Here is a 24,632-nt window from a genome sequence, read left to right as displayed (position 1 = left end):
GCTATCTATTTGGGAAGGCGAAATTGAGCAGGTTTTTGATCAGTTGCTCCGGCTGGCTCACCGCCTTGGGGTCGATGAGTACGCCGACCGCCGGTTTTTCCCAGGGGCCTTTGACGGTCAGGTAAACGGCTTTCTCCAATTGTCCGTCTTGCAGGATGGGGCCCAGATCGGGCAGGGGCGCGGCGATTTGCTTGAGCAGTTCCATGGGCAGTCCCCTCACTTCAGCGTTGAGAGTGCGTTGGATCAGATGCGCTTCGCCTTTGGCTTTCAGGTGAATTTTCTTCTCGAGCAAATGCAGGTTGTCCGTTCTCACGCGCCCCCGCTGGATATTAAAATCCCCTCCGAATTTCTCAAAACCCAGTCCTTCCTTGAGTAGCGTCGTTCCCGCCGAAGGTTTTAAAAAATGCAGGACCTCGCCCCAGGTTTCCAGCGGCAGGAGTTTCCCTTGCGCCAGTTGAATCTGGTTTTGCCCGCTCAGCGATTCGAGCAGGAGTTTTGTCGCGTCCATTTTTGCGGGAGTGTTTTTATCTTTTGGAAGCGTTCCTTGTATGCGGCCTTTGAAGCTCGCCCCTCCGCGAATGCGTTGCGGCGAAAAATCTTCGAGGCGTAGATCGTCGCCCTGATACTGTGCGGAAAATTTCGACGAACTTTGTTCGAGTTGACCGCTGAAAGTAACCTGCCCGTGCGCGGGCTGGATGCGTCCGTTCTCGGCGCGTATTGTTTTGCCGTCCCAGAGCCAGTCAGCCTTCAGGTCTTTGAGAGCGATTTTCCCCTGTTCGATCCCTTCCAGAACGCTATGGGCGCTGGCCTGGTCGAGTCGGGGCGCCTTGAGATCAACGCGCAGGGATTGGACGCTCAACGGTTCCGCAGACAGCTTGGCGCGCAAGGCTTGTCCGCTGAGAGTGGCTTTCAGCAAAGGCGCTCCGTTGGATGCGCCGGGCGTGGCTTCCAATGAAAATGTCATGGCGTCCAGTCGATTTTCGGATACCAGCAGTTTGGCGGCAGAGGGAGGCAAGAAGGCTTTGAAAACTTCGAGTTGGTCGAGCGATGGATTTTTCGATTCCAGGTCGAGTTTGAGCAGAGCGTTTGCAGACAGGAGATCGACGCCCTTGAGACTTCCCTGTAACTGGAGATCGCCAGGACGCAGGTTCAGTTGAGAGATGGAGACATCCAGTCGGTCGGGCGTCCGCTGAATGGACAGCGCGCCGGAAAAGCGAACGGGAGCGACGGATTCCTTGCCGTTATTGACCTGGATGATTCGTATTTCCCCGTTATCGACTTCGAGTGAATCGACATTGAGGTGGATTTGCCGGAGCCTGAACTGCGCGACCTTCCAATGCAATTGTTCCGGGCTTAAGGGTTCGGCTTTAGGGGCGTCTTTCTTTTGCGGGGCTTCTGTTGACGGTGCGGGTGGGGTGGAAGCGGGGTTGAGGTTCAGGTCTATGGAGGGGCGACTCAAAACAGCTTTTTTGATTTTGATTTCGCCGTTGAGCAAAGGGCTCCATTCAAGTACCAGATTGAGGTCTCCGGCGCCAAACAGTTTGCGCGAGAGATCTTTGGTTTTCACTTGAAGGCCTTCGCAACGCAGTCCCAGTCCGCCGCTCAATCCCAGCCCTATTTTTTCAAAATGAATGTCCAGTCCGGTTGACTGGGACAGTTGTTTTTGAAGCGGATCGCGGTATTGTTGCAGGTTGGCAATGAAGAAGAGAGCGACAGAACCGGTTGCCAGGAACAGCGCAAGTAATACGACCAGAACGATTTTCCCTTTACGTTTGGGAGCTACAGGGGGAACTTCTGGCGGAACGCTGGTCGACATGGGGGACCTCGGGTTCATTGTGATTTCTCAATGCCGGAAGGGGAGTTACAGAAGCCTTCCTGCAACTGTGAAAGAAGGGGCATTACCTTCTCTATATCAAGGTTAGTTGAAATATCCAAAAAAGAAAATGATTTAGTGAACTTTTCGGAAAGGGTAGGTATGGGAATTGGGGAGATTGCAGAAGAAACGCTATTGAGGGTTGCGCTGGGAGAGGAGGGGCAAAAAAAACGGGAAGGAACTCTTGGAGTTCCTTCCCGCCTGATTCTGTAACGATTGTCTGCGCTTGCGTCTCTTAGAAGCCCAAACCGCCGTGGCTGGAGCCTACCATACAGACCAGCATCGGCAAAGACAACCATGCGTTGGTGCGACTTGCGAGAAACGCATGTCGTTTCGCTTTCGCCAGAGCGTCGCCTTCCAACTCGCCTGCAATGATTTTTTTCTGATTCGGCCAGATAATGAACCATACGTTACCCGCCATAATGACGCCCAACAGCATACCCATGTGAATGAGTCCCGGCGTTCCCCGTCCTGCCGCATAATACACCAGGCCCGTGATTACCGTGAGCAAGGCCGTGTAGCGGAAGTAGAAAAGGGCCTTGGGAAGAATGATCTGTGTGTACGGCTTAGCCGCTCCAGCCTCAGTCATTTTTGGCATGGATTGAACTTGGATCATATTGAAAAAATACAGCAAGCCAATCCAGAAAATTCCGAACAATACATGAAGAAATTCAAGAACCCACATTTAGTTACCCGCCCCTTTCTAAATAAAATTAATCGTTGTCTAGCTGTCCCCTAAACGTTTCATAATGAGATGGTCGTTTTGTCCCTAAAGATTCAGCTTTTATGAAAAAAATTGGCTGTTTGTCCTATAGCCCCACAAAAAAGTTTCTCAAAGCGTTTCAGTTAAGCCCGAGTTGACAGATTTTAATCCAATTATTCTAGGAAATCTCTTTAAAAATCAAGCTGTAAAGAAGCCAGGCGCAGGCCAGCAGGTTGACCCCGAGCAAAATCAAAGCCCATTGGGATACGGCGGGGAGGGGGGCTGTCCGCGTCGGAGCCTGCGTGTCGCGTTGTTTTGCAGGATTGTGTCGGAGCGTTTCGTTTTCATTTTCCAGAAATTGCACTTTTTGCTTTAATTTTTCAACCTGATCCCGTAGCTGAAGACGTTCGACCTTGAGCCGTTTGGTTTTCTCGATTTCACGGCGCAGGGCGTCTTCCGGTCCCAGGGTGACGCCTTCTTGTTCGGACAGGTCCAGCCAGTCGTCGTCTTCCATGGCGTTTAGCGAGTGGATTGGATGAATTGATCGCTGGCCTTTGTCAGCAATTCGAGCGTTTCCGGCGTGAGTTTTAAATCGCCCGCTTTGGAAAATTCCCTGATTTGATCCGGTTTTCTGGAACCGACAATGGCGGTTAGGATGTTTGGTTGAGCGAGAACCCAGGCGATGGCGATTTCGATGGGAGCGCGCCCGATGTCCCTGGCGATAGTCTGGATTTTTTCATACAGGCGTTTGCCTGCGCTGAAGCGGGGCTCCTGATAAAAGCGGTTGGAAGCGCGGGCGGGGAAATTCTGATCTTCCTTGCTGAAACGCCCGGCGAGAAAGCCCTGACCGGTGGGCGAAAAGGCCATGTAGGGCAAACCTTCGCGCTGGCACAGGCTTCGCGTTTTGCCCTCGTACTCTCTGCCCAGCAAACTGTAGGGAACCTGATTGATGGAAAAATCGCTGAGCGAATCGCCCAGCCGTTGCAAGTCATTGGCGTGGAAATTGGACAGGCCGATGGCGCGGGCTTTGCCGCTATCGCGCAGGGAGCGCATGATATCTGCAAGTTTTTTGCTTTTGTCGGGACTGTCGAAATAGGAGCCGGGCCAGTGCACCAGATAGACGTCGACGTATTCGCGATTCAGCGCTTTGAGGCTGGCGTCCAGACGTTTCTGGTAATCGTTGAGAGTCAGTTCGGCGTCGGGCCAGATTTTGGAGATGACGACGACCTCGTCTTTGCGGGAGCCAAGGGCGCGACCGAGACGTCGTTCTGATTCGCCGTCGCCATAGCCTTCGGCGGTATCAAAAGCGGTGATGCCGCAGTCGAGGGCGGTGCGGACAGAGGCCTCGGCTTCCTGTTCTGTGCAAAGGTCGCCCCAACCGCCGCTGGGCGCGATCTGCCAGCATCCGAAGGTGATGGCGCTCCATTGTTTGCCGATTTCAGAAAACCCGGTCGTTTTCATGCGACTCACTTCTCAGGGTTTGGGGCCTGCTTCTTCCTCGTTTTCATCATCCTCATCCTCGTCGTCTTCGGTGCTGGTTCTGCAGATAACGAAAAAACCGATTATCAGGAGGACGCTGGCGACCATGGTAAGAAGAATGTCCATGGCGGAAACCTTAAAACGGTTTGATGGTTGCCAGGTAAATCATGCCGCCCGCGATCAGGAAAATACCGATGTGAACCTGCATGGCGTATTTTTTCGGGAGCGTGTCTTTTTCAATCTGCTTGCCGTTGAGAAATCCGAGCGCGATCAATACGGCGAGCAGAACTAATTTGACGACGATCCAGTTGGATTCGGAAAACACCTGGGTCTTGACGGCAAGGTACATTCCCGAGAGGACGGTGACGCCAAGAATCGGATAATAGATGAATTTATGAATGCGTTTCTGGATTTTTTTGATCCCGGCGATTTCTCCTTCGCCTTTCAGGCGCAGTCTGAATACCACCGATAAGGATTGCAGGAACAGGGTTCCTACGACCAGGCACATGGACAACATGTGTAAAGTAAGAAAAAAGTTTTTCACGATAAAAAATAGGTTGGATGATGAATTAGATGGATTCCCCGGCGGGGGCTGTATCCTTGTTGCTCCAGTATATTTTACTCGAGGAGACCAGCGCGGCCCCGATACCGCAATAGATAGCGGCGACGACGATGTAGCCTCCCAGATAGGTATTGTAATGGCGCATGAGAAAACCCACGCCCATCATCGCGACGATTAAAAAATAAAAGGGCGTCGTGAAGATATTGTGCAGTTTCACGGGTTCTTCGAGCGCTTGAATTCTGGTTTTATTGCGTCGCGCAGTTTTGGTCAAAACAAATTTTCCCTTGAACCAGCCAATGACCAGCCCGGCTGTGATGGAGACGGCGACGGCGGTCTGGGTGGCGTGTTGTTCGTCCACCGCCAGACTGTAAAGCAAAATTCCCCGGAACACGAGAAAGGCTCCGATGACGACCCAAAGGCTTCCGGCAATTTGTATGAGTTTGTTTTTGTCCAACAGAGCCACCTCTACATTCAATTGTCATTGATGAACTGGACGAGCGCCAATCCGTTTCGGTTCTATCTTTCCGAGAGGGGAATGATTTTCTCTGTCTCGCGCACCGGGCGCGCGGCCATTCTTCCGCTCTTGCTTTTATACAGGGAACGGATTTCTCCGTTTCTTAAATCCAATATGAAACCTTCATTGCCAATCATCGCTTCGTGCGCCCATATGGTGGGTAGAGGCCCCGGAGGAAAAATGGGATTCAGACCGATTTTAGCATCGTATTTATCAGTATTTTCCCATGCCGGATCGAACAGGGTCTTGGCTTCATCGCAAGTGGGCAGGCGCCAGTCCTTGTGCCCGGCGAATTTGATCCCGGACAAGTTCTGGGCGTGTTCCATCGCTTCGTCCCATGTCACCCACTTTTGCTCGGCTTGCCAGGAATCCTCTTTGGCCCATGTCAGATTGCTTTCCAGATCGGAGATGGTTCCGTCATTATTGTCGATAAAACGTTCAATTGAGTTCATGTGTCCTTGATTATCCCGAATTTGCAGAAAAAGGCAAATCCAGTTTCTCCAGCCGGGATTTTAAATGTTTCAAATCGAAGCGCGGAGGATTAGTAAAGTCGTTTGATTTCAGTATGCTATCAAAAGAACGCTGTAAGAGGAAATTGGAAAATGCGATCAGCGGGGTGCGGCGTAAAATTTTACGGACAGTCTTTCGGGATATTTTGACCTGCGCGTCGGAAGTCATCAGTTCTCGATTGTTGTGCAGGGTCGCGACCGTCTCCGCCGCCATCCACAGCGGCCAGATACAGAACAGGCGCAAGCTGACTTCTTGTCTTGGGATGGCGAGGGTGTATTTCAGCGCATCGCGTAAATGCCCGGTGGTTTTGAGGAGCAGGGTTTCCATGACTTCGAGGTTTTTTTCGATGTCGCTTCCAGATTGAAACGCTTCAAGGCTCAGCCCTTTTTCCTCGATGAAACTTTTGGGCACATAGGACCAGCCGCGACTCTGGTCGACGATCACATCCTTGGAAATATTCGTCATTTGCAGGCCAAGCCCGAAGGACACGGCGTTTTCGCGCATGATGCGTTTGGCGTTCTCAGGCAGTCCGGTTAACTTCGCGAGTTTTAGTTCGCACAGCATTTCGCCGACCACGCCCGCGACAAAATAGCAATAGTCTTCCAGCTCGTTCTGGTCTTCTAAAGGGGTGAGCGTTTTTTGCTCGAATTTGTCCTGAAAATAGGCCATCCCCGAAGACATTTTACAGACCGACTCGCGGATCGGTTTCTGGTGGCTTGCCGGTAATGTGTCAAAGATGCGAAAGACGCGATCGATGTTTTTTAAAAGGTCGAGGTCGGTCGGCGAGCCGTCCACGGGCGCGCAATCGGATATCCATTGCTCCAGCTCCGCAGTTCGCGGCGCCGGGCTTTGCATCAGATCGATGAAGCCCCCGAGAAGTTTGACTTTGATTGCGGGGTCGAGTTCCGCCGCGTCTTCGACGGTGTCGACCGTGCGGCAGAAGAGATAGGCGACGAGAATGCTTCCGTGAAGGTCTCCCTTCAGAACGGAAATATTCAAGGCAAAGGTGCGGGATACTTTAGGTAGCGTGGCTACGCAATAATTCCAATCGTCCATTCTTCTTTAATCAGCGGGAAAATGCGGTTGACTCTAAATTTTTGTTAGACAAACCGCCGCGCAAGAGGAAACAGGTATTTGGACGGGGTTGCTCGGGTTTACTGAGAGGCTGATTCCGACTCTACAGCGCCATTCACTCTTTTAGCAATTTCCAGAATCGCTTCGTGCACTTCGTTGATAACGTATTCCGGCGTGCTGGTTCCAGCGGTGATTCCGACATGGTTTTTATCCATGAACCAGCCATCCTTCAATTCAGAGTGCGATTCGATATGGTACGAGTCCACGCCTTTTTCATCGCAGACCTGAACCAGTTTTTTGGTGTTGGACGAATTGTAACCGCCGACGACAATCATCAAATCAACCTGGCTGGCGAGATCGTGAACGGCGATCTGGCGGTCCCGAGTGGGTTGGCAGATGGTGTTGACGAAATACACTTCGTCAACGCAGTCCATCTCCCGTATCTGGCGCACCAGCGCTTCTATTTTTTCCACTTGCAAGGTGGTCTGGCTGACGATGCCCAGACGTCGTTTGCCTGACTTGCGAATTTTTTCAAGATCTTCTTCCTGATTGATGACGAGGTAATCATCCAGATCGCCGACGATGCCTTTGACTTCAACATGATCCTTCTGGCCGATGACGACGGGGAAATAATTCTGCGTGACCATCGACTTGATGGTTTTGTGAACGCGCATCACCAGAGGACAACTGGCGTCGTAGACAATGAAACCGGCTTCGTTGAGAAGTTTTTTGGTTTTGTCCGCCGCGCCGTGGGCGGTGATCATCACTTTTTTGGTTTTGATCTGGTCGATTTCCCCGATGCCTTTGACCACGGCGACGCCATGTTCCTCAAGTGATTTGTTGACCTGGGCGTTATGAACCAGTTGGCCGACGATGGTCAGGTCGGATACAAACTCGGGACTCATCGCAAGGTTGATGGCGTCCTGGACGCCAAAACAGGTGCCCATGGCGCTGGCAAGGGATACTTTCATAATGAAAACCTTTAATCAAAGGGTAAATTTTGAATCCATGAATACGCTAAAGCAGGCGTTTATCATAGCAAAACTATCGAACCATTAAAAATAAAAAACCGATCGGCTCATTTCACAAAAAAGTTTTTTATCATTTGAAGCGAGCTTTGGCGGCCCACTTCGGCGATGGATTCGGTGAGCGGTATGTTCTTGGGGCAGACTTCGACGCAGACCTGAGCGTTGCCGCAGTCGGCGATGCCGCCTTCGCCCATGACCGCTTCGAGCCGTTCCTCTTTCTGCATGGAGCCGGTGGGGTGTAAATTGAACAGCCTGACCTGGCTGAAGGTGGCGGCGCCCATAAAATTATTGTCCTTGGTGAATTGCGGACAGGCTTCGAGGCAACAACCGCAGGACATGCACTCGGACAGAACGTAGCGCTGGGCGCGAACGGCGTCGGACATGACCGGGCCTTCGCCCAGATCGTGGGTGCCGTCGACCGGGAGCCAGGCCTTGACTTTTTTGAGGTTGTCGAACATGCGGCTCCGGTTCACCTGCAGGTCGCGCACTGCGGGAAATTTCGACATGGGTTCCAGGTAAATGGGGCGCTCCAGCTTGTCGATCAGCGCCGTGCAGGCCTGACGAACTTTTCCGTTGATCAGCATGGTGCAGGAACCGCAGACTTCTTCCAGGCAATTGCAATCCCAGGCCACCGGGTTCACGCTCTCGCCTTCCGCTGTGACCGGGCGACGTTGAATGTCCTGCAGGCAGGAGATCACGTTGGCGTGGGGTTTCCATTCCACTTCAAAATTCTGCCAGTAGGCTACGGAGTCCGGGCGGTCCTGACGTTTGATGGTGAATCGAACGGATTTGGGTGGAGTCATGGTTTTTGCCTCAATCGTATTTTCGAGGGCGTGGCGTCACAATCGACGTGTCCACGTCTTCATAGGTGATTTCAGGGCCGTTGTCTTTGTAGGTCGCAATGCTTGATTTCAGCCATTTCTTGTTGTTTTCTTCAAAGCGCTTCATGTAGTCGAGATGGCCTTCCGGGTAATGCGAGTCTTCCATCGCTTCGCCGTTTTTCTTTCTTTCCAGATAGTCGATGTATTCGAAGGGATCGAAATCGCCGGGTTGGCGCAGATCAAAATCGGGTTTGTAATGCGCGCCGCGAAATTCGTCTCGCATCAAGGCGCCCTTGGCGATGATCTTGGACAGATGAATCATGCAGTAGAGCTGGTTGATAAAGCTCGGCGTCGGGTTGGCCCAATTGCTGGTGTCGACGCATTTTACGTCCTTGAAACGGGTTTCAATGTCTTCGATGGCATGCTGGGTTTTTTCCAGAGTCTTGTTGTCGCGCACGATCAACACGCTCGACATCATGGTGTCGCCCAGTTCCTTGTGCAGTTGATAGGGATTCTCGGAGCCGTCCATTTTACGGATGTCGCGGAAGCGGTTCTCCCAGTAGGACTGCGTCTGTTCGTAAACCGTGCTGGGAACGTCCTCAAAAGAGCGGTTGAGGTTGTTGGAAAAGTTGATGACGGCGCGCGACATCATGAGTCCCGTGTAAATACAGCTCAGCAGGGAATTGGCGCCGAGACGGTTGGCGCCGTGGTACTGGTAGTCGGCTTCTCCGGCGGCGTACAGGCCGGGAATGGAAGTGCTCTGATTGCGCGGCGACGCGTGGTCGATCAATCCGTGCGAGTCCCTTTCGAAATCGGTCCACAGCCCGCCCATCGAATAATGCACGGCGGGGAAAATACGCATGGGGGTGATTTTCGGATCGTCGCCGGTGAATTTTTGATAGATGTCGAGAATGCCGCCGAGCCGGTCTTCAAGATAGGCCTTGGATTTGTGGGTCAGGTCGAGAAACACCATCGGTTCGCCGCCGACGCCGAGGCGATGGTTGTAGACGATGTCGTAAATTTCCCGAGAAGCCACATCGCGCGGCACCAGGTTGCCGTAAAGCGGGTATTTCTCTTCAAGAAAATAATAGCGTTCGCTCTCCGGGATGGATTTCGGATCGCGTTTGTCGTCGGCTCTGCGCGGAACCCAGACGCGACCGCCTTCGCCGCGCGCCGATTCGCTCATCAGGCGCAGTTTGTCTTGCCCCGGAATGGCGGTGGGGTGGATCTGAATGAATTCTCCGTTGCCGTATTTGGCGCCTTGCAAATAAGCCTGGGTGGCGGCGGCTCCCGTATTGACAACGGAATTGGTCGAGCGAACGTAAACTTGCCCCGGCCCGCCCGTCGCCAGAATCACCGCGTCGCCTTTGACCGTGAATAATTTATTGGTGTGCAAATCGTGAAGTACGGCGCCGCGACACACGCCTTCGTCGTCGATCACCGCGCCGAGGTACTCGTGCCACTCCAGCCGTTCGACCATGCCGTCGTGCTCGAAGCGTCGCACCTGTTCGTCGAGCGAGTACACCAACTGCTGTCCGGTGGTGGCTCCGGCGAACGCGGTTCGCGAATAGAGGGTGCCGCCAAAACGTCGAAAGGCAAGACGTCCTTCTCCGGTGCGGTTGAAGGCGACGCCGATGCGGTCGAGCAAATGAATGATGGCGGGCGCCTGATGACACATGTCCCGCACCAGCGGTTGATGCGCCAGAAAATCGCCGCCCTTGATGGTGTCGTAGAAATGTTTTTCCGGCGTGTCGCCTTCGTTTTTTGCGTCGATGGCGGCGTTGATGCCGCCCTGCGCGCAGACCGAATGCGAACGCTTCAGATTTTGAAAGGAGACGATCACAACTTCCGCGTCGCGTTCGCATAATTTCATCGCCGCAGACAATCCGGCGAGTCCGCCGCCAATGATGATGATTTTCTTTTTGCGACGCGGCATTACAGGCTCCCCGGGCGAGTGGGTTGGACGTCGATGGGATTCAGTGAAAATTCGGCGACAGTCGCCATTCCCATCACAAAGAGAACCACCCCGACCAGCAGGAATGCGTAACCCATCGTGCGTTGCGCATTCTTGCCCAGCAGGATGCCCCAGGAAATGCAAAAGCCCCACAAGCCGTTCGCGAAATGAAAGGCGGCGGCTGAGATGCCGATGAAATAAATAATGCGACCGAGCCAGGATTCAAACTCGGTGTTCATGATCGAGATGAGATAAGGCGCCGCTTCGAAGCCGCCTTTATCGTAAAGCAGTTTGGGGGCGACGGTGGTCCCCATATGATAAATGAGAAACGCGAACACGACGGCTCCGGAAAGCCGTTGTAACGTGTAGAGGTAATTTCTTGGGTAGCGATAGACGGCTGTGTTTCTTTTTCCGCCCCGGTAAATATAAAATCCGACCAGCGAGTGAAACAGCAAGGGAACGTATATGAAGCCGATCTCAATCCAGATCAAAAAGGGCAGATTATTGATAAGGTCAATGCTGAGTTGATACTGCCAGACGCCAACGGTGCGGAGTGAATTGACTGTGAGGTGTATTACGAGGAAGGCTCCAACAGGTATCAGACCCGTCAGAGAGTGGGTTTTGAGAATAAGAAAATGGATTTGGTCTTTATTGAACCTTCCCATAAGCTCATTCTCAGCTATATTGGTTTTAAAAACAAGGCTTTTTAAACGATGTTCCGAAAATAATCAGAAGTCGTACTCCTGAATCGGGCGACCTCGGAATTCCGGGTCGATCGGCTTGTCGCTGGCCTGAACTTTCAAGGATTCGAAGTCCTCGACGTGAAACTCAACGTGTCCACAGGAACCGCAAACCAGAGGAAGGATCGGAACCTTTTTTTCTATTCCATGATATTTGCGAACGACCATGATCAGTTCGAGATCCTTGCTGGTTCGCAAGTCCAGATCGCCGCGAATGATATTGGTATCGCCGCATTTTCCGCAAGTCTGGGTTTTGCCCATGTTAGCCCCCTTGATTAAAGACAGCCCAAGCTCAGGCTGTAAAAGCCAATCGGACGCAGTTTAGCACACAGTCCGGTGGGGAAAAAGCCCTTTCGGGCGGAGAGCCGCGCCGCTCAAACGGCGGCGGACTCTTCCAGCTTGCCCAAAGTGATTTTCAGAACCCGTTGCGGTTTCTGGACGGGTTGCGCTACCGCAGCTTCTCGATTCACGCGCAGGCGCAGTTCCTTGCCGGGTTGAAACACCGGTTTACTGCGTTCGGGCAATTCGAGAGGTTCCCCGGTAATGGGTTTTTTGGTCTTGCGCGCCGCATAAGTTTTCAGTGAAAACGAGCCGAATCCCTGAACCACCACGCGCTCATTTCGCTCAAGACTTCCTACGATTGCATCGAGAAAACAATTGAGGTATTTTTCTGCATCTTTTTTGGTTACATTCATTCTTAACGAAAGCTTGGTTACCAGGTCTGCTCGTGTCATCTTATCTCTCCCCTTTGTGGGTACGAAAAATTAGCTTGTTGCCCATAGATAAAGCAATAAGCTTGCCAAAATGAATGCTTTTGGTTAACGCTTTCATTTACAGTAGGTTAGAATTTTTCGGAATTTCGGAAAAAAATCCGTCTTTGCAGTATTTTGACCAAAGTTATAAAAAAAGATAAATTTGTAGTGAGGGGAATTTCAAGCTATTTGAGAAAGGAAGGGCTCTTGTTGATTCCGGATTTCATTTTGGTGTATCTAAAACAACCACATGTGCGGGCCTGGAATTTTCAGGATCGGCACCGGCAATTTTTGCAAATACGCTTCCCGAATACGCGCATTGAAGCGTGTTTTAACTCGAAGGATTTTCTAGAACTTCTGCCTGAAGCGGACTGCGTTCTGGTCTGGCATTTTAAGAACGAATGGCTTGAAAATGCGCCTTTGCTGAAATGCATTGCGACGCCGTCGGCAGGGCAGGAGTGGATCGAGGTCGAGCCTACCGAGTCCTTGCGCGTCAGCTTTGGGGGCTTTCATGGCCCGATCATGGCGGAGTCGGTGATCGGCGCGATGTTGTATTTCATCAAAGCCTTTCCGCAGTCGCTTGAATTTCAAAAACAAAAAAAATGGGCGCGGGTCAAGTTGACGGATCGCATGGCGTCCTTGCAAGGTTCTCACGCGGTGGTCTGGGGCTTCGGAAAAATCGGCCAGGCGATCGGCGAGCGTTTGATGGCGCTGGGCTGTCGCGTCACCGGAATCAAACGCGATGCGTCGCAACCGGAACGATTCAAACATTCCGCGCAGGCTGTGGTGGATGCGAAGGGTTTGACAGGAGCGCTGGAATCCGCCGATCATCTCATACTGGCCTTGCCGGGAACGGATGAGACGACTCATCTGCTGAACCGCGACGTTCTGATGAAACTTCCCTCATCGTGCTACCTCTATAATGTGGGACGCGGCAACGCCTGCAATGAAGCGGATTTGCTGGATGCGCTAAATGACGAGCGTCTGGCGGGCGCCTATCTGGATGTATTTGAAACGGAGCCTCTACCGGAGACCTCTCCGCTCTGGGAGAATGAGAAGGTGTTGATTCAACCGCATATCTCGGCGGCGGTTCCGAAGTATCTGGACTGGTTTCTGGAGGAGTTTGCCGACCGTGTTGAATCGGATGCGAACGGAAGTTAGAGCGTTGGCGTTTTGAGATATTTTTGGAGCGGTCTGCGAATAAGGCGCCGATCTATCGTTTGGAAAAATCTAGAGCGTCGGCGCTTTGAAATATTTTTTGTGAAAATTGACTTTAAGCAACGAACCTTACTGTCGCCTTGAAAAATCTAGAGCGTCGGCGTTTTGAGATGATGATCGCTGTTGATCTGGAACTGGTTGCCGACTTGCAGGATGGACGATTCGTCGAAATGTTCGCCGAGTAGTTGCAGTCCCACGGGAAGCCCGTTCGGGGTGAAGCCGCAGGGCACGGAGAGTCCGGGAATTCCCGCCAGATTGGCGGATATGGTGTAGATGTCCGAAAGGTACATCTGGAGCGGGTCGCTCGATTTTTCATTGAGCCGGAACGCCGGGGTGGGGCAGACCGGAGCGGCGATCACGTCGCATTTCTGGAAGGCCGTCTCAAAATCCTGTTTGATCAGGGTGCGGACCTTTTGTCCCTTCAAATAATAGGCGTCGTAATAACCGGAACTCAAAACAAAGGTTCCGAGCAGGATGCGGCGTTTCACTTCTTCGCCAAAGCCTTCTTCGCGCGTGTTCGTGTACATTTCCAGCAGAGTGTCGGATTTTTCAGAACGGTAGCCGTATTTGACGCCGTCGTAGCGGGACAGATTGGCGCTCGCTTCGGCGCATGCCAGGATGTAATAGCAGGCGACGGCGTATTGCATGTGCGGCAGGGAAACGGAAACCGGTTCCATCCCCAGATCCTTCAGGTTTTGGATGGCGGCGCGAACGGGCGCTTCCACTTCCGGATCGATGCCTTTCGTGAAATATTCCTCAGGCAGACCAATTTTCATTCCGCGCACATCCTGTTGCAGGGATTGCCTGAAGTCAGGCACAGCAACGTTTGCCGAAGTTGAATCCAGAGGATCGTGACCGCTGATGACGTTTAGCAAGGTCGCAGAATCGGCGACCGTCTTCGTCATGGGGCCGATTTGATCGAGCGACGAAGCGAAGGCCACCAGTCCAAAACGCGATACGCGACCGTAGGTCGGTTTGACCCCGGTGACGCCGCAGAAGGAAGCGGGTTGGCGAATCGAGCCGCCTGTATCGGAACCGAGAGAGGCGACGCATTCCTGCGCCGCGACTGCGGCGGCGGAACCGCCGCTGGAACCGCCGGGAACGCGTTGCAGGTCCCAGGGGTTTTTCGTTTTCTGCAAGGCGGAGTTTTCTGTGGAAGAGCCCATGGCGAACTCGTCCATGTTGGTCTTTCCCAGAATCACCGCTCCGGCTTCTTTGAGTTTGCCGACGACGGTGGCGTCGTAAGGCGATACAAAATTTTCCAGCATTCGCGAAGAGCAGGTGACGCGCGCGTCCTTCATGCAAATCAGATCTTTGATCGCGATAGGAATTCCCAGTAGCGGCGAGTCTTCGCCGGAGGCGATGCGCTCGTCGGCTGATTGAGCTTGCTGAAGCGCGATCTCCCGGGTCAGGTGCGTGTAGGCGCCGACCTTGTCTTCGACGGCGTCGATACGGTCATAATAGGCCTGGGTCAACTCAACCGCGCTGATCTCGCGGCGCTTGAGGCGCGCCCTGGCTTCTTCGATGGTGTATTGATGCATGGAGATCAAATAATCTGAGGCACTTCGTAATGGCCTTTGTCATGGGCCGGAGCCAGAGGCAAACACGGGCTGTCGCCAAATTTATTATCGGGAATGTCTTCGCGAAATACGTTTTGAATGGGCAGGACGTGCGACGTGGGTTCGACCTGATCCGTGTTCAGCGTGTTCAACTGATCGATGTAACTGACGATGGCTTCCAGATCTTTTTCAAGACGCTGTTTCTCGTCGGCTTCCAGTTTGAGACGCGAAAGGGACACAGCGGCGTCGATGTCGAATTTGTCGGTCATGATGATTTATCAGAAGAGATCGTTATCAGCTTGCGGCTTTACGCTCTTTCTTGGGTTTCTTGCTTTCTTCCAGACGATTTGCAGTGGCAATGATTTTGGAAGATTTGCGTTGCAGGCGTTTCAGTTTTTTGTGCTTGTCGCGGTAATCAGCGCCGTTTTTATCTTTCGCCTGTTCTTTTGCTTTGTCGATATGCGTTTTCAGTTGTTCCAGTGTGGCCATGATAGATGATTCCTTGATTAAATTTAGGGAAACAAACTTTATAGCAGAAAGATAAGGAAATCTCAATAGCTGGCTGACGAAGATTATTGAAAAGCCAGCCGATCAGGAAATCAGTCGATCTGAAGGGCGACCAGAGTGTAATCGTCGGAGAATGCGTTGCCGCCCATGAATTGATCGACGGATGCCAGAATCTGCTCCCCGAAGGCGTCGAGGTTTTGTTCGGCCCCCAATCTGCTGATTTCATCAGCCAGACGCTGGCGACCCCATTGTTCTCCCTGGCGGTTTTGCGCTTCGATCAATCCATCGGTGTACAGAACCAGTTTGCTGTTGGGGGGCAACTGCGTTTCCACCTCATCCATCGGGTTGTCGGGCAGGATCATCAGGGGGATGCCCTTCTGGTTTTTCAACTCCGTCAACTCGCCGCTATTGCAATCGAGCAGAAAGGGCGGGCAATGCCCGGCGCAGGCGTATTTCATGACCCGCGTCTTCGTATTCAGGACGCCGTAGAAAGCGGTGATGAAATGACCGGATTTCAGGTGCTTGAACAAAACAGAATTCAGAGTCTCCAGCGTTTCAGCGGGGGAGGCCTGGTCGGACAAGAAGGCTCGCAACAGAATACGCTTCATCGACATGACGACGGCGGCGGGAATGCCGTGCCCGGACACGTCGGCGGTCATGATGCCGAGACGTTCCTGGTCGATCTGGATGAAATCGTAATAGTCGCCTCCGGCTTTGGAGGAGGGCTGGTATTTGGTGAAGAACTGGTAGCCGGGAATCTGCGGCGGCGCCTCGCTGAAAAAATTTTTCTGGATATTGGCCAGAATGTCGCGTTCCCGGTCGATCACCTCATAGGCTTTCATCAACTCGACGTAGAGTTTTTTGGTTCTCAGCGCCGACTGGATGCGGATGATGAGTTCTTCAGGTTCGAAGGGTTTTCTTAAATAGTCTTCGGCTCCCGATTGAAAGCCTTGTTGCAGGCTGGAGATATCGGTTTGCTCTGAAACCAGAATGATCGGCGTGAAACGCCTTCCCGAGATGTCCTTGATTTTCCTGCAGACCTGAAAGCCGTCCAGCGCTGGAGCGTCCGCGCTCATCACGATGATGTCGGGGCGCTTGCTCAAATAGGTCTCAACCGTTTGCGGACCGTCCTCGGCGATGAGCATGGTGTATCCGCTTTTCAGCGCGGCGCAAGTTCGGTCCAGTCCCTTGTTGGCGGGATCGGCCAGTAATATGCACCAGGGCGACTGCGTGTAAGGATTGATATCCATCAGCGATGCCTGTTGAGTGAGACAGTTTGAGTCTGGTGTTTTATAGGTTGATCCGCATGAGATGTCAATCTTGATTCCATTCAAACGGGGAGACGCTCCAGCTCTCTCCGTCCGCCGCGATACGAATGGCTCCATCACGATCGGTTCTGTAGACCCTTGTTCCGAATGCTTCGTAGCGCGCGAGCGTTTCGCGGTGGGGGTGCTTCGCCCAGTTCAGATAGCCGCTTGAGAACAGAACGACCGAGGCTTGCGTTGCGCGGATGAACTCGGGCGAGCTGGAAAATCGACTGCCATGATGCGGAGCTTTCAAAATATCGCTTCGCAGAGGAGCCTTCCGAGAGAGCATGAATCGTTCCGCGTCGTTTTCAATGTCGCCGGTCAAAAGCATGCTGAACTTGCGGTATTCCAGTTTGAAGACGAGCGAGCGATTGTTCGAGGCGTGCGAGTTTTGCGGCGACGAGTCGTAACGATCCATGAACTCCGAGGTGGGATGCAGAAGCGTCAACCGGGCTTCGCCAAAGGTCATGGCTTGTCCCGTTTGCAGGCTCTTAATCTGCGTTCCCTTGCGCTCGGCTTTCTCGATGAGTTTTTGAATGCGAGCTTCGCTCTGCCATGCGGCGTTGTCCAGAGTCAGTAAATTGTGAACCGGGATCAGATCGAGGATGGATTCCAGTCCGCTGATGTGGTCGTTGTCGCGATGCGTCGCGGCGATGGCGTCGAGTCGCCGATACCCCTGGCTCCACAGGAAGGGGGCGACGACGGCCTTGCCGATATCCAGCGAGTTTTTGTAGAAGCCGCCGCCGTCGATCAACAAGGTTTGGTCGTCGGGAAAGCGTATGAAAATCGATTCTCCCTGACCGACGTCGAGCAAGGTGATTTCAAGCGGGTCTATGGTCGCTGCCGGAAAGCGCGGGAAAAGAAATCCGGCGACGGTGAGAACGCCTGCGCCGATCCATAGCGTCCTTCCGAGCTGTTTCCAAATCTTGTGCGCGGAGTTTTCAGACGGGTTCAGGGTTCGGCTGGTGCGCTGTCGTAGAACGAGAGACAATGCGCCCAATAGAAATGCGTAATATAGGAGTGGCCATGCCGGTTTGGGAGTCGGCCAGTACAGGAAAGCTCCGGGCAGGCCCGCGACCCATTGCGGAATGCTCGTGAACAGAGCGGCGAGCCAGTGGATAGGAGCGAACAGGATATCGCCCAGAAACGAAAGGGCGGAGACGATCAAGGCAGAAGCCAGCGAAAAAGGAATCAGAAGAGATGCAAGGGGCGTCAGGATCGGATTCAACAGGAAGCCTGAAATGCTGATTCGGTGGAAATGATGCAGAACCACCGGAAGCGTCGCAAGAATGGCGGTGATGGAGAACAAGGCGCTGGCGACAAAGAACAGAATGACGCGCTCCTTCACTATGAAAGCTTGCGGCGCTTCGCCGTCTTCAGGAATCCGCGGACGCAAGCGGTCGAGAAGGCTCATCGTCTCTCCCATGCGATCCACGGCGTCGAGTTCGGAGAGGTTCATTATCAGCGAGAGAACATAGAGAATGAACGCGACGGCAAGGAAAGACATCTGGAAACCCGCGTCAAAAAGCGATTCGGGATTGTGTGCGAGCAGGGCGATTGCGACGAGAAGCAGAGCGTTGAAGGCGTTTTTTTCGCGGTCGATGATGAGGGCGACGAGAACCGCGAGAACCATGAATCCGGCGCGCAGGACGGATACTTTATCGCCGGCGAGGAGCATGTACATCGCGACGGGAATGATGGAAAGGAAGGCCGCTATTTTGGGTGCCCGCCCGGCCCGCACCCAGGTCGGCGAGATCAGCCAGAGAAGCTGAAAGGTCAGGGGCCGCAGTAAAAGAAGCGAGGCCCCGGCGACGAAGCCGATATGCAATCCCGAAACCGCCGTGAGATGTCCGAGTCCCGTCGCCGCGAAGGCTTCCTGACTGGCGCGATCCATTCCCGAACGATCCCCCAGCGTCAATGCCCTCAACAAACGGGCTTCTTCATCTGGAAGGAACTCTGAGTACACGTGATGGATGCCTTGGCGCCAGCGTTCGCGCCATTTGATATAGAAAGGCAGATCGCCTGCGCCGGATCGAACGATCGTTTCTGCGCGCGAGGTTCCGCCGATCACATCGACGCCCTGCATTCTCATATAGCGTTCGTATTTGAATCGACCGGGATTCCTGAAATTACGCGGGAGCTTCAATCTGATTTTCTTGAAGATCACCCGGTCGCCGGGAAGAAGCGCAGGCGCTTCGTTTTCGTAAAGCGTGATGCGCGCCACGCCTGAGGTCTCTATTTTTTTGTTCTTATATTTTATGGAGAGCAGGCGCAGTCGAAAAACAATACGGTCTTCCATCGCCGTCGGCGTCGCGTATAAAATCCCCTCCACTTCAGCATGAGTCTGCGGCTGAATGTGTCGCGTGACATGATCGTCGGCAGGCGGACTGGCTTGCGCCAGATAGAATCCCAGGGCGACGAGACTCGTTGAAGCGATGCATGCGACCGCAAGTGAAAATCCGTTCAGACGAAACAGAGCGTAGCCCGCCGCAATGAAGAACAGAGGCCAGAGGCCGGGAAGAAGGTAGTCGTAGAGTTCTGGGAATTCCAGGCCGAAACCGGACAGCAGACAGAAGAGAAACGGCAGGAGCGGCAGGCGCGTCGCCCAGGAGATTCGGATGCGGTGTCGGGTCCAGTCCATCGCGCAGGGCTGTGGGTGTTGGGAAGTTCGCCTAGAGTTTTTTCACCAGGGCCAGATCGATCCGACGTTTGGCGATATCGACGGAAACGACGCGGACTTCGACGCTGTCTCCAATTTTGAAAATTTGATGGCGGCGCTGGCCCTGCAATTTATGCTCGGCTTCCATGAAGATATAATAATCGTCGGTCAGGCTGGACATGCGAACCAGTCCTTCAACGAGAGTTTCTTTCAGTTCCACAAAGAAACCAAAGGACTGGACGCCGGAAATATAGCCCTCGAAATGTTTCCCCGTTTTGTCCGCCATGTACTGCGTCTGGCGCAGATCGTTCACGTCGCGTTCGATCTCCATGGCCTTGCGTTCCTTCCACGAGGTATGACCCGCGCATTCGGTGATATAGCCGAGCAGTAGTCGGCGTTCCGGCCCCTTGCATTTGTGAGTCAGGTGCGTCTTGATCAGTCGATGCGTCGCCAGATCAGGATAACGCCGAATCGGCGAGGTGAAGTGGACGTAGTCCGGGAAGCCGAGACAGTAATGGCCGATATCGTTGGGAGAATAAATCGCTTTCTTCATGGAGCGCAGGAGAAGCACATTGATCACGCGCTCTTCCGGGCGTCCTCTCACTTTTTCAACCAGCTTTTGAATGTCAACCGAGCGCAGGGGTTCGGGTGCGTTCCAGCGAATGCCCAGTCCTTTGATGAAATCGCGCAGGGCGCTGATCTTTGCCGCGTCGGGTTCTTCGTGAATGCGGTGGATGGCGGGGACCTCTTTCTCTTTCAGAAATCGCGCCGCGCATCGGTTGGCGCAGAGCATGAATTCCTCGATCATTTCGTGCGCCCAATTGTGTTCCGCCAGGCCGATGTGCTCGACGGTTCCTTTCTCAGACATGACGATGGCGGCTTCTGGAATCTGGAAGTCCACGCTCCCTTCTTTGAAACGTTTCTTGCGCAGGATGCGGCTGAGTTTTTTCATCTCCATCAAGGTTTCGCGTATTTCGTCCGGCAAGGAAGGCGTCTCCTCCGGGTCGTCGGATGCGGCGGCTTCTGAGTAGGTGAGCCTTCGGCAACTTTTGATGACGGAATTGAAAAATTTGAAACCGGTCACTACGCCGTCTGGGTCGAGATCAATCCAGGCTGAAACGGCGAGACGTTCCACGTCGGGTTTCAAACTGCATATATTATTGGACAGGCGGAAGGGGAGCATGGGGATGACGCCGTCGGGGTAATAGATGCTGGTCGCGCGTTCGTAGGCTTCCTTGTCGATGGCTTGATCGGGCAGGACGTAATGCGCCACGTCGGCGATATGAACGCCGAGACGATAGCCGGAAGCGGAACTGTCCAATGAAACCGCGTCGTCAAAATCCTTGGCCTTCGCCCCGTCGATGGTGAACAGGGTCTTGCCGGTCAGGTCCTTGCGTTTTTTGAATTCAGCTTTAGGGATGGTTTCATCAATAGACTCGGCGCTGCGTAACACTTTTTCGGGAAAATCCAGGCGCGCGTCGTGTTTGCGAAAGATGGATTTGACCTGGGCTTCGGGATCGTTTGAAAAGCCGATGATATGTGTGACCTTGCCGATCGGCGGTTGCCGCGAGGTCGGGTAGGAGACGATTTCAACTTCGACCAGATGCCCGTTCTGAGCGCGCATTTTATTGCGCGCCGGTATGAAAATGTCGTGGAAGTAGCGATCTTCAGTGGGAACCACCCAGCCCTCTTTGCCGAAATTTTCATACAATCCGGTGAGCTTCGTGGTTTTGCGTTCGAGAATCTGAACGATCTGGCCTTCGCGTTTATTGTATTCAGTCGAATGCACGCGCGCCACCACGCGATCCTGATGCATCGCATCTTTCATGTGCTTGCGGTGGATATAGACGTCGCTTTCCCCATCGGGCGTCTCGGGCGTGACAAACCCGAAGCCGCCGGAATGCCCCATCAGAGAACCGGTGACCAGGCTCATCTCTTCGGGAAGACCGTAGCGACTGCCCTTGATTTTGATGAGCTTTCCCGCCGCCGCCATCTCTTTGATGAGATTACGAAAGGCTTTTCTTTGAGGTTCGGGGATTGACAGATTGCGGGCCATCTCTGCAATTTTCAAAGGCCGCAGGGCTTTTTTCCGAATGCGCTTGAGAATGGATTCCTGACTGAGTTCCATAAGAAGTTCCTTAGGTTATGCTTTCGGTTATAATCGCAACGCCCAGTCAATACAATCATATTGTTTCAGAGCGATTTTGCTTTTTAACAAACCATCACTTATAATTCTCAGCCACAACGCATTTGAACAAAGGAAAGAACTCCTGCATGAAAATTTATCTGGATTGGTTGAAAGACTACGTCGACCCTGAATTGTCCACCGAAGAAGTCGGGCGTTTGTTGACCTTTGGCGGGCTGGAGGTGGAGGCGCAGGAGCAGACGCTTTTGTCCGACGGACGCAAGGCCGACGTGCTTGAATTGAACGTCACCCCGAATCGCGGTTACGCGTTGAGCCATATGGGCGTTGCGCGCGAACTGGCGGCGCTGGCGGGAACGCCCTGCAAGATCGAATCGCCCATGCAGGCGCTGGAAGCGGTTTGGGGCCCGGACCCAATCGACGCTTGCCTTAAAGTCACAAACAACGAACCGGAACTTTGCGCGCGCTATTCCGCGCTGGCGATCGACGGCGTCGAGGTGAAGCCCTCGCCACAATGGCTGGCGGATCGCCTGACGGCGATTGGCTTGAGACCGATCAACAATATCGTCGATATCACGAATTATGTTCTGATGGAATACGGACAACCCCTGCACGCCTTCGACGCGGACCTGCTCGCGGGTTCGGAAATCATTGTGCGCCGCGCCCGCTCAGGCGAGGCTTTCACCGCGCTGGACGGAACCGAATTGAAGTTGGGCGACGATGCGCTGGTGATCGCGGACGCGAGCAAACCTGCGGCGCTGGCCGGAATCATGGGCGGGCAGGGCAGTGAAGTGACGCAGAAAACGCGCAAGGTGATTTTGGAGAGCGCCTGTTTCCATGCGCCGACGGTGCGCAAAGCTTCCAAGAAATATGGAATTCGAAGCGATTCTTCGATGCGTTTTGAAAGAGAAGTGGATTTTGAGGGCGTGGTTCAGGCGCAGGCCCGCGCGGCTCTGTTGATCCGCGAATTGGCGGGAGGAAGCATTCGCAAGGGACGCATCGACCTGGTCTCGCGCCCAAGCGGCGCGCGCATGGTGACCTTGCGACCGGCCCGCGTTCGACAAATTCTCGGAACGGAAATCAGCGCCGATGAAATCAGCGATTGTTTGAGACGGCTGGGTTTTGGCGTCGCCGAATCCGGCGATTCGTTTGAAGTGACGATCCCATCCTTTCGGCCGATCATCGAACGCGAAATCGAATTGATCGAGGAAATCGCCCGCTTGCGCGGCTACCGCAACATCGAACCCGAAGCGCCGCGCGGAGCGATTCAGGCCGTCGCCTTCACGCCGCAACAGCAGGCGACTCGGCAAACGAGAAACGCGCTGAGTCAGGCGGGTTATTGCGAAGCGGTGAACTTCAGTTTCAGCGCGGAGAAACAGGCGCGCTATTTTATGTCCGCCTTCGCTCCCAAGGCGGCGCAGTGCATCGCCCTCAACAATCCTCTGAGCGAAGAGTTGGGCGTCATGCGCGTCAGTTTGCTTCCCGGATTGCTGAATGCGGCGAAAGGCAATATCAGTCGCGGCCAGAAACCGGTGCGGGTGTTCGAGCAGGGCGCTATTTTTTATCGAACAGAGGCGGGCGAACGAATAGAAACAGCGGCGCTTGCGGCTCTGGCGGTTGGCCCCTATGAACCGAATGTGTGGAAGGAAAGCGGCGCGTCCTGTGATTTTTACGACATCAAGGGCGCTTTGGAGACTGCGATCTCCGATTTACGGATGACTATAGAATTGAAAGCGACGGATCGGGACTTCCTGGCGCCCGGCGGCGCCGACTGCCTGATCGACGGAGTCGTCGTCGGTTATATCGGAGCCTTGAGCGACGCCATCCAGCGCGCCTGGGAATTGCCGCATGTCGCCTATGCGTTCGAGTTGGATTTCAACGCGCTGACGGAGCGATTGCCCGAGCCTCCAAAATTTCATTCGATTCCGAAATTTCCCGAAGTGTACCGCGATATCTCCGTGCTGGTCGACCGGGCGGTTAAGGCCGGAGCCTTGACCGAACAGATACGCGCCGCCGGAGGGCCGTTGTTGCGGCGGATTGATTTGTACGATCATTTCGAGGGTAAAAAGATTGAAAAAGGCAAAAAGAGCCTGACTTATTCGCTCTCGTTTCAGTCGCCCGACCGCACGCTCTCGGATGATGAGATCAACCCCATTTTTGAAAAAATTGTCAACACCCTGTCCGAGAAGCTGGGCGCGACGCTACGCGAATAGTTTGTTAATGCGCCTTTAGTTTTCGTAGCAGGGAATGGCGATTGACAGCATTTTATGCTGGCGCTAGGATTCGATTATGCCTGAACAATTGTTTACACGCTTGGAAGCCGTCGTTGAAACCTTGAACCAGAAACTGGATTTCCTGGTGCAGGAAAACAGCCGACTGGAGCAAGCGCTCCGCGATACAGAGGAGCGTCTCGAAAATGCGGGAAAAGACCGCGAGCAATGGGAAGAAGAAAAGGCGGTTCTTGAAAACCATATCGAAGAATTGGTCGCTATTAAAACCCAAAGTCTTAAATGGGGCGTCGAAAAATCAAGAATCCGTGAAAAAGCCGCCAGCTTGTTGAAAAAAATGGAAGATTTGGATTTTGCCTAGAGATTTAATGAAAGCGGAGATGATGTGAAAATCAAGGTATATGGCAAAGTTTACACCGTCAAGACCGATTCTGAACCCGATCTGGAAACGGTGGCTTCGTATGTCGATGAAAAGATGAGGGAGTTATCCGCTAACGGAAAGAGTAAGATGACGACCGCCGATTTGGCAGTGTTGACGGCCCTGAATATCGCCCAGGAATTGATGGAAGCGAAGAAGGTTCAGAGCGGTATGCAATCGGACAGTAAACAACGTTTGGAAAAAGTTGTCGAAGGTTTGGAAGAAAAGGTTCAAAGTATTAAAACCAAAGGGGTTTTCTGACATTTAACCTTGCTGGGTTTATATTACTATGCTACCCTGTGACACAGGTAAGGTAAGCCTCCCTGTTGTGTTTGTAGCCGAGTCTGATTTTTGAGCCAACATTTTTGAGAAGGGGTTGAGGAATCGGCTGTGGTGAGCAAGCCTTCGAAGGAGGGAAGCCTAAAACAGTATACCAAAGCCCCACCTATTGTAAGATAGGTTCAAAAAATGATTCGTCTACGGCATTGACGGGGGGGTCGCTTTACCAGGTTGGAGAATATGGTGCGAGTCAAAGGTCCGGGCCTTCTTACTGGAATTCGAAATAACAAAAATGAGTTGGCGG

The 24,632-nt window shown here is 53.3% G+C and carries 25 protein-coding genes and 1 other RNA gene; 6 read left to right on the top strand and 20 right to left on the bottom strand.

The window, feature by feature from the left end; genetic code table 11:
• Window position 1: 1 nt before the first annotated feature.
• Window positions 2-1,816 carry an AsmA family protein gene (locus G3M78_15175; protein ID QPJ66671.1) on the bottom strand — a complete coding sequence of 605 codons (1,815 nt, stop codon included), beginning with the start codon at window positions 1,814-1,816 and terminating at the stop codon, window positions 2-4.
• Window positions 1,817-1,846: 30 nt separating this feature from the next.
• On the opposite strand from G3M78_15175, the gene G3M78_15170 reads away from it, so the two are divergent.
• Window positions 1,847-2,086 (top strand): hypothetical protein, encoded by a 240-nt coding sequence (locus tag G3M78_15170; GenBank protein ID QPJ66670.1) that lies wholly within the window; start codon window positions 1,847-1,849, stop codon window positions 2,084-2,086.
• Between the two features lie 22 nt (window positions 2,087-2,108).
• On the opposite strand, the gene G3M78_15165 is transcribed toward G3M78_15170, so the two are convergent.
• From G3M78_15165 to G3M78_15105, 13 genes are all read right to left on the bottom strand, one after another.
• On the bottom strand, window positions 2,109-2,558 hold the full coding sequence (locus G3M78_15165; GenBank protein QPJ66669.1) for a hypothetical protein: 450 nt from the start codon (window positions 2,556-2,558) through the stop codon (window positions 2,109-2,111).
• 196 nt (window positions 2,559-2,754) lie between these two features.
• A complete protein-coding gene (locus G3M78_15160; protein ID QPJ66668.1) occupies window positions 2,755-3,090 on the bottom strand; it encodes a hypothetical protein in 336 nt (111 codons plus the stop codon).
• Between the two features lie 5 nt (window positions 3,091-3,095).
• Window positions 3,096-4,037: an aldo/keto reductase gene (locus G3M78_15155; GenBank protein ID QPJ66667.1), complete on the bottom strand. Its 942-nt coding sequence runs from the start codon at window positions 4,035-4,037 to the stop codon at window positions 3,096-3,098.
• Window positions 4,038-4,191: 154 nt separating this feature from the next.
• Entirely contained in the window at window positions 4,192-4,599 is a 408-nt protein-coding gene (locus G3M78_15150; GenBank protein ID QPJ66666.1) for a hypothetical protein, read from the bottom strand.
• 25 nt (window positions 4,600-4,624) lie between these two features.
• On the bottom strand, window positions 4,625-5,071 hold the full coding sequence (locus G3M78_15145; protein ID QPJ66665.1) for a hypothetical protein: 447 nt from the start codon (window positions 5,069-5,071) through the stop codon (window positions 4,625-4,627).
• A 62-nt stretch (window positions 5,072-5,133) separates the two neighbouring features.
• Entirely contained in the window at window positions 5,134-5,583 is a 450-nt protein-coding gene (locus G3M78_15140; GenBank protein QPJ66664.1) for a DUF1566 domain-containing protein, read from the bottom strand.
• A gap of 10 nt (window positions 5,584-5,593) precedes the next feature.
• Window positions 5,594-6,697, bottom strand: coding sequence for a squalene/phytoene synthase family protein (locus tag G3M78_15135; GenBank protein ID QPJ66663.1), 1,104 nt, complete (start codon window positions 6,695-6,697; stop codon window positions 5,594-5,596).
• Between the two features lie 98 nt (window positions 6,698-6,795).
• Complete coding sequence (gene ispH, locus G3M78_15130) at window positions 6,796-7,686, bottom strand: 4-hydroxy-3-methylbut-2-enyl diphosphate reductase (GenBank protein QPJ66662.1); 891 nt, start codon at window positions 7,684-7,686, stop codon at window positions 6,796-6,798.
• Between the two features lie 107 nt (window positions 7,687-7,793).
• Window positions 7,794-8,546 carry a succinate dehydrogenase iron-sulfur subunit gene (gene sdhB, locus G3M78_15125; GenBank protein QPJ66661.1) on the bottom strand — a complete coding sequence of 251 codons (753 nt, stop codon included), beginning with the start codon at window positions 8,544-8,546 and terminating at the stop codon, window positions 7,794-7,796.
• Window positions 8,547-8,556: 10 nt separating this feature from the next.
• On the bottom strand, window positions 8,557-10,500 hold the full coding sequence (sdhA, locus tag G3M78_15120; GenBank protein QPJ66660.1) for a succinate dehydrogenase flavoprotein subunit: 1,944 nt from the start codon (window positions 10,498-10,500) through the stop codon (window positions 8,557-8,559).
• A complete protein-coding gene (locus tag G3M78_15115; protein ID QPJ66659.1) occupies window positions 10,500-11,183 on the bottom strand; it encodes a succinate dehydrogenase in 684 nt (227 codons plus the stop codon). Before G3M78_15115 ends, sdhA begins: the two co-directional genes overlap by 1 nt.
• 63 nt (window positions 11,184-11,246) lie before the next feature.
• Window positions 11,247-11,519, bottom strand: a complete 273-nt coding sequence (locus G3M78_15110; protein ID QPJ66658.1) for a hypothetical protein — start codon at window positions 11,517-11,519, stop codon at window positions 11,247-11,249.
• A 113-nt stretch (window positions 11,520-11,632) separates the two neighbouring features.
• Entirely contained in the window at window positions 11,633-11,992 is a 360-nt protein-coding gene (locus G3M78_15105; GenBank protein ID QPJ66657.1) for an HU family DNA-binding protein, read from the bottom strand.
• A 243-nt stretch (window positions 11,993-12,235) separates the two neighbouring features.
• Here G3M78_15105 and G3M78_15100 point away from each other — a divergent pair, with 243 nt between their 5' ends.
• Complete coding sequence (locus G3M78_15100) at window positions 12,236-13,171, top strand: D-2-hydroxyacid dehydrogenase (protein ID QPJ66877.1); 936 nt, start codon at window positions 12,236-12,238, stop codon at window positions 13,169-13,171.
• 146 nt (window positions 13,172-13,317) lie between these two features.
• Here the strand turns inward: G3M78_15100 and gatA are convergent, their stop codons facing one another.
• The 6 genes from gatA to rnr form a co-directional block, all read right to left on the bottom strand.
• Window positions 13,318-14,769 (bottom strand): Asp-tRNA(Asn)/Glu-tRNA(Gln) amidotransferase subunit GatA, encoded by a 1,452-nt coding sequence (gatA, locus tag G3M78_15095; protein QPJ66656.1) that lies wholly within the window; start codon window positions 14,767-14,769, stop codon window positions 13,318-13,320.
• Between the two features lie 5 nt (window positions 14,770-14,774).
• Window positions 14,775-15,056: an Asp-tRNA(Asn)/Glu-tRNA(Gln) amidotransferase subunit GatC gene (gatC, locus tag G3M78_15090; protein ID QPJ66655.1), complete on the bottom strand. Its 282-nt coding sequence runs from the start codon at window positions 15,054-15,056 to the stop codon at window positions 14,775-14,777.
• A gap of 25 nt (window positions 15,057-15,081) precedes the next feature.
• On the bottom strand, window positions 15,082-15,276 hold the full coding sequence (locus G3M78_15085; protein ID QPJ66654.1) for a hypothetical protein: 195 nt from the start codon (window positions 15,274-15,276) through the stop codon (window positions 15,082-15,084).
• A gap of 110 nt (window positions 15,277-15,386) precedes the next feature.
• Window positions 15,387-16,544, bottom strand: a complete 1,158-nt coding sequence (locus G3M78_15080; GenBank protein QPJ66653.1) for a SpoIIE family protein phosphatase — start codon at window positions 16,542-16,544, stop codon at window positions 15,387-15,389.
• A 64-nt stretch (window positions 16,545-16,608) separates the two neighbouring features.
• Window positions 16,609-19,242: a DNA internalization-related competence protein ComEC/Rec2 gene (locus G3M78_15075; protein QPJ66652.1), complete on the bottom strand. Its 2,634-nt coding sequence runs from the start codon at window positions 19,240-19,242 to the stop codon at window positions 16,609-16,611.
• 31 nt (window positions 19,243-19,273) lie between these two features.
• Window positions 19,274-21,388 carry a ribonuclease R gene (gene rnr, locus G3M78_15070; GenBank protein ID QPJ66651.1) on the bottom strand — a complete coding sequence of 705 codons (2,115 nt, stop codon included), beginning with the start codon at window positions 21,386-21,388 and terminating at the stop codon, window positions 19,274-19,276.
• A gap of 146 nt (window positions 21,389-21,534) precedes the next feature.
• Between rnr and G3M78_15065 the strand changes: the two genes are divergently transcribed.
• The 4 genes from G3M78_15065 to ssrS all read left to right on the top strand — a co-directional run bounded on the left by G3M78_15065 (window position 21,535) and on the right by ssrS (window position 24,548).
• Window positions 21,535-23,616, top strand: a complete 2,082-nt coding sequence (locus G3M78_15065) for a phenylalanine--tRNA ligase subunit beta (GenBank protein ID QPJ66650.1) — start codon at window positions 21,535-21,537, stop codon at window positions 23,614-23,616.
• 76 nt (window positions 23,617-23,692) lie between these two features.
• Window positions 23,693-23,992 carry a hypothetical protein gene (locus G3M78_15060; GenBank protein QPJ66649.1) on the top strand — a complete coding sequence of 100 codons (300 nt, stop codon included), beginning with the start codon at window positions 23,693-23,695 and terminating at the stop codon, window positions 23,990-23,992.
• A 24-nt stretch (window positions 23,993-24,016) separates the two neighbouring features.
• Window positions 24,017-24,310 carry a cell division protein ZapA gene (locus G3M78_15055; GenBank protein QPJ66648.1) on the top strand — a complete coding sequence of 98 codons (294 nt, stop codon included), beginning with the start codon at window positions 24,017-24,019 and terminating at the stop codon, window positions 24,308-24,310.
• A 56-nt stretch (window positions 24,311-24,366) separates the two neighbouring features.
• Window positions 24,367-24,548: non-coding RNA, 6S RNA (gene ssrS, locus G3M78_15050), on the top strand.
• The last annotated feature ends 84 nt before the right edge of the window (window positions 24,549-24,632 follow it).

Source organism: Candidatus Nitrohelix vancouverensis, from assembly GCA_015698305.1.
Classification (GTDB): Bacteria; Nitrospinota; Nitrospinia; order Nitrospinales; family VA-1; genus Nitrohelix; species Nitrohelix vancouverensis.
The sequence above is the reverse complement of the archived record's forward strand: the minus strand, read 5'-3'. Positions and strand labels throughout refer to the sequence as shown.

Coding starts and splice junctions, on each gene's coding strand:
- G3M78_15175 (QPJ66671.1), bottom strand. CDS start 1,816: ATGTCGACCAGCGTTCCGCCAGAAGTTCCCCCTGTAGCTCCCAAACGT.
- G3M78_15170 (QPJ66670.1), top strand. CDS start 1,847: ATGCCGGAAGGGGAGTTACAGAAGCCTTCCTGCAACTGTGAAAGAAGG.
- G3M78_15165 (QPJ66669.1), bottom strand. CDS start 2,558: ATGTGGGTTCTTGAATTTCTTCATGTATTGTTCGGAATTTTCTGGATT.
- G3M78_15160 (QPJ66668.1), bottom strand. CDS start 3,090: ATGGAAGACGACGACTGGCTGGACCTGTCCGAACAAGAAGGCGTCACC.
- G3M78_15155 (QPJ66667.1), bottom strand. CDS start 4,037: ATGAAAACGACCGGGTTTTCTGAAATCGGCAAACAATGGAGCGCCATC.
- G3M78_15140 (QPJ66664.1), bottom strand. CDS start 5,583: ATGAACTCAATTGAACGTTTTATCGACAATAATGACGGAACCATCTCC.
- G3M78_15135 (QPJ66663.1), bottom strand. CDS start 6,697: ATGGACGATTGGAATTATTGCGTAGCCACGCTACCTAAAGTATCCCGC.
- ispH (QPJ66662.1), bottom strand. CDS start 7,686: ATGAAAGTATCCCTTGCCAGCGCCATGGGCACCTGTTTTGGCGTCCAG.
- sdhB (QPJ66661.1), bottom strand. CDS start 8,546: ATGACTCCACCCAAATCCGTTCGATTCACCATCAAACGTCAGGACCGC.
- sdhA (QPJ66660.1), bottom strand. CDS start 10,500: ATGCCGCGTCGCAAAAAGAAAATCATCATCATTGGCGGCGGACTCGCC.
- G3M78_15115 (QPJ66659.1), bottom strand. CDS start 11,183: ATGGGAAGGTTCAATAAAGACCAAATCCATTTTCTTATTCTCAAAACC.
- G3M78_15110 (QPJ66658.1), bottom strand. CDS start 11,519: ATGGGCAAAACCCAGACTTGCGGAAAATGCGGCGATACCAATATCATT.
- G3M78_15105 (QPJ66657.1), bottom strand. CDS start 11,992: ATGACACGAGCAGACCTGGTAACCAAGCTTTCGTTAAGAATGAATGTA.
- gatA (QPJ66656.1), bottom strand. CDS start 14,769: ATGCATCAATACACCATCGAAGAAGCCAGGGCGCGCCTCAAGCGCCGC.
- gatC (QPJ66655.1), bottom strand. CDS start 15,056: ATGACCGACAAATTCGACATCGACGCCGCTGTGTCCCTTTCGCGTCTC.
- G3M78_15085 (QPJ66654.1), bottom strand. CDS start 15,276: ATGGCCACACTGGAACAACTGAAAACGCATATCGACAAAGCAAAAGAA.
- G3M78_15080 (QPJ66653.1), bottom strand. CDS start 16,544: ATGGATATCAATCCTTACACGCAGTCGCCCTGGTGCATATTACTGGCC.
- G3M78_15075 (QPJ66652.1), bottom strand. CDS start 19,242: ATGGACTGGACCCGACACCGCATCCGAATCTCCTGGGCGACGCGCCTG.
- rnr (QPJ66651.1), bottom strand. CDS start 21,388: ATGGAACTCAGTCAGGAATCCATTCTCAAGCGCATTCGGAAAAAAGCC.
- G3M78_15065 (QPJ66650.1), top strand. CDS start 21,535: ATGAAAATTTATCTGGATTGGTTGAAAGACTACGTCGACCCTGAATTG.
- G3M78_15060 (QPJ66649.1), top strand. CDS start 23,693: ATGCCTGAACAATTGTTTACACGCTTGGAAGCCGTCGTTGAAACCTTG.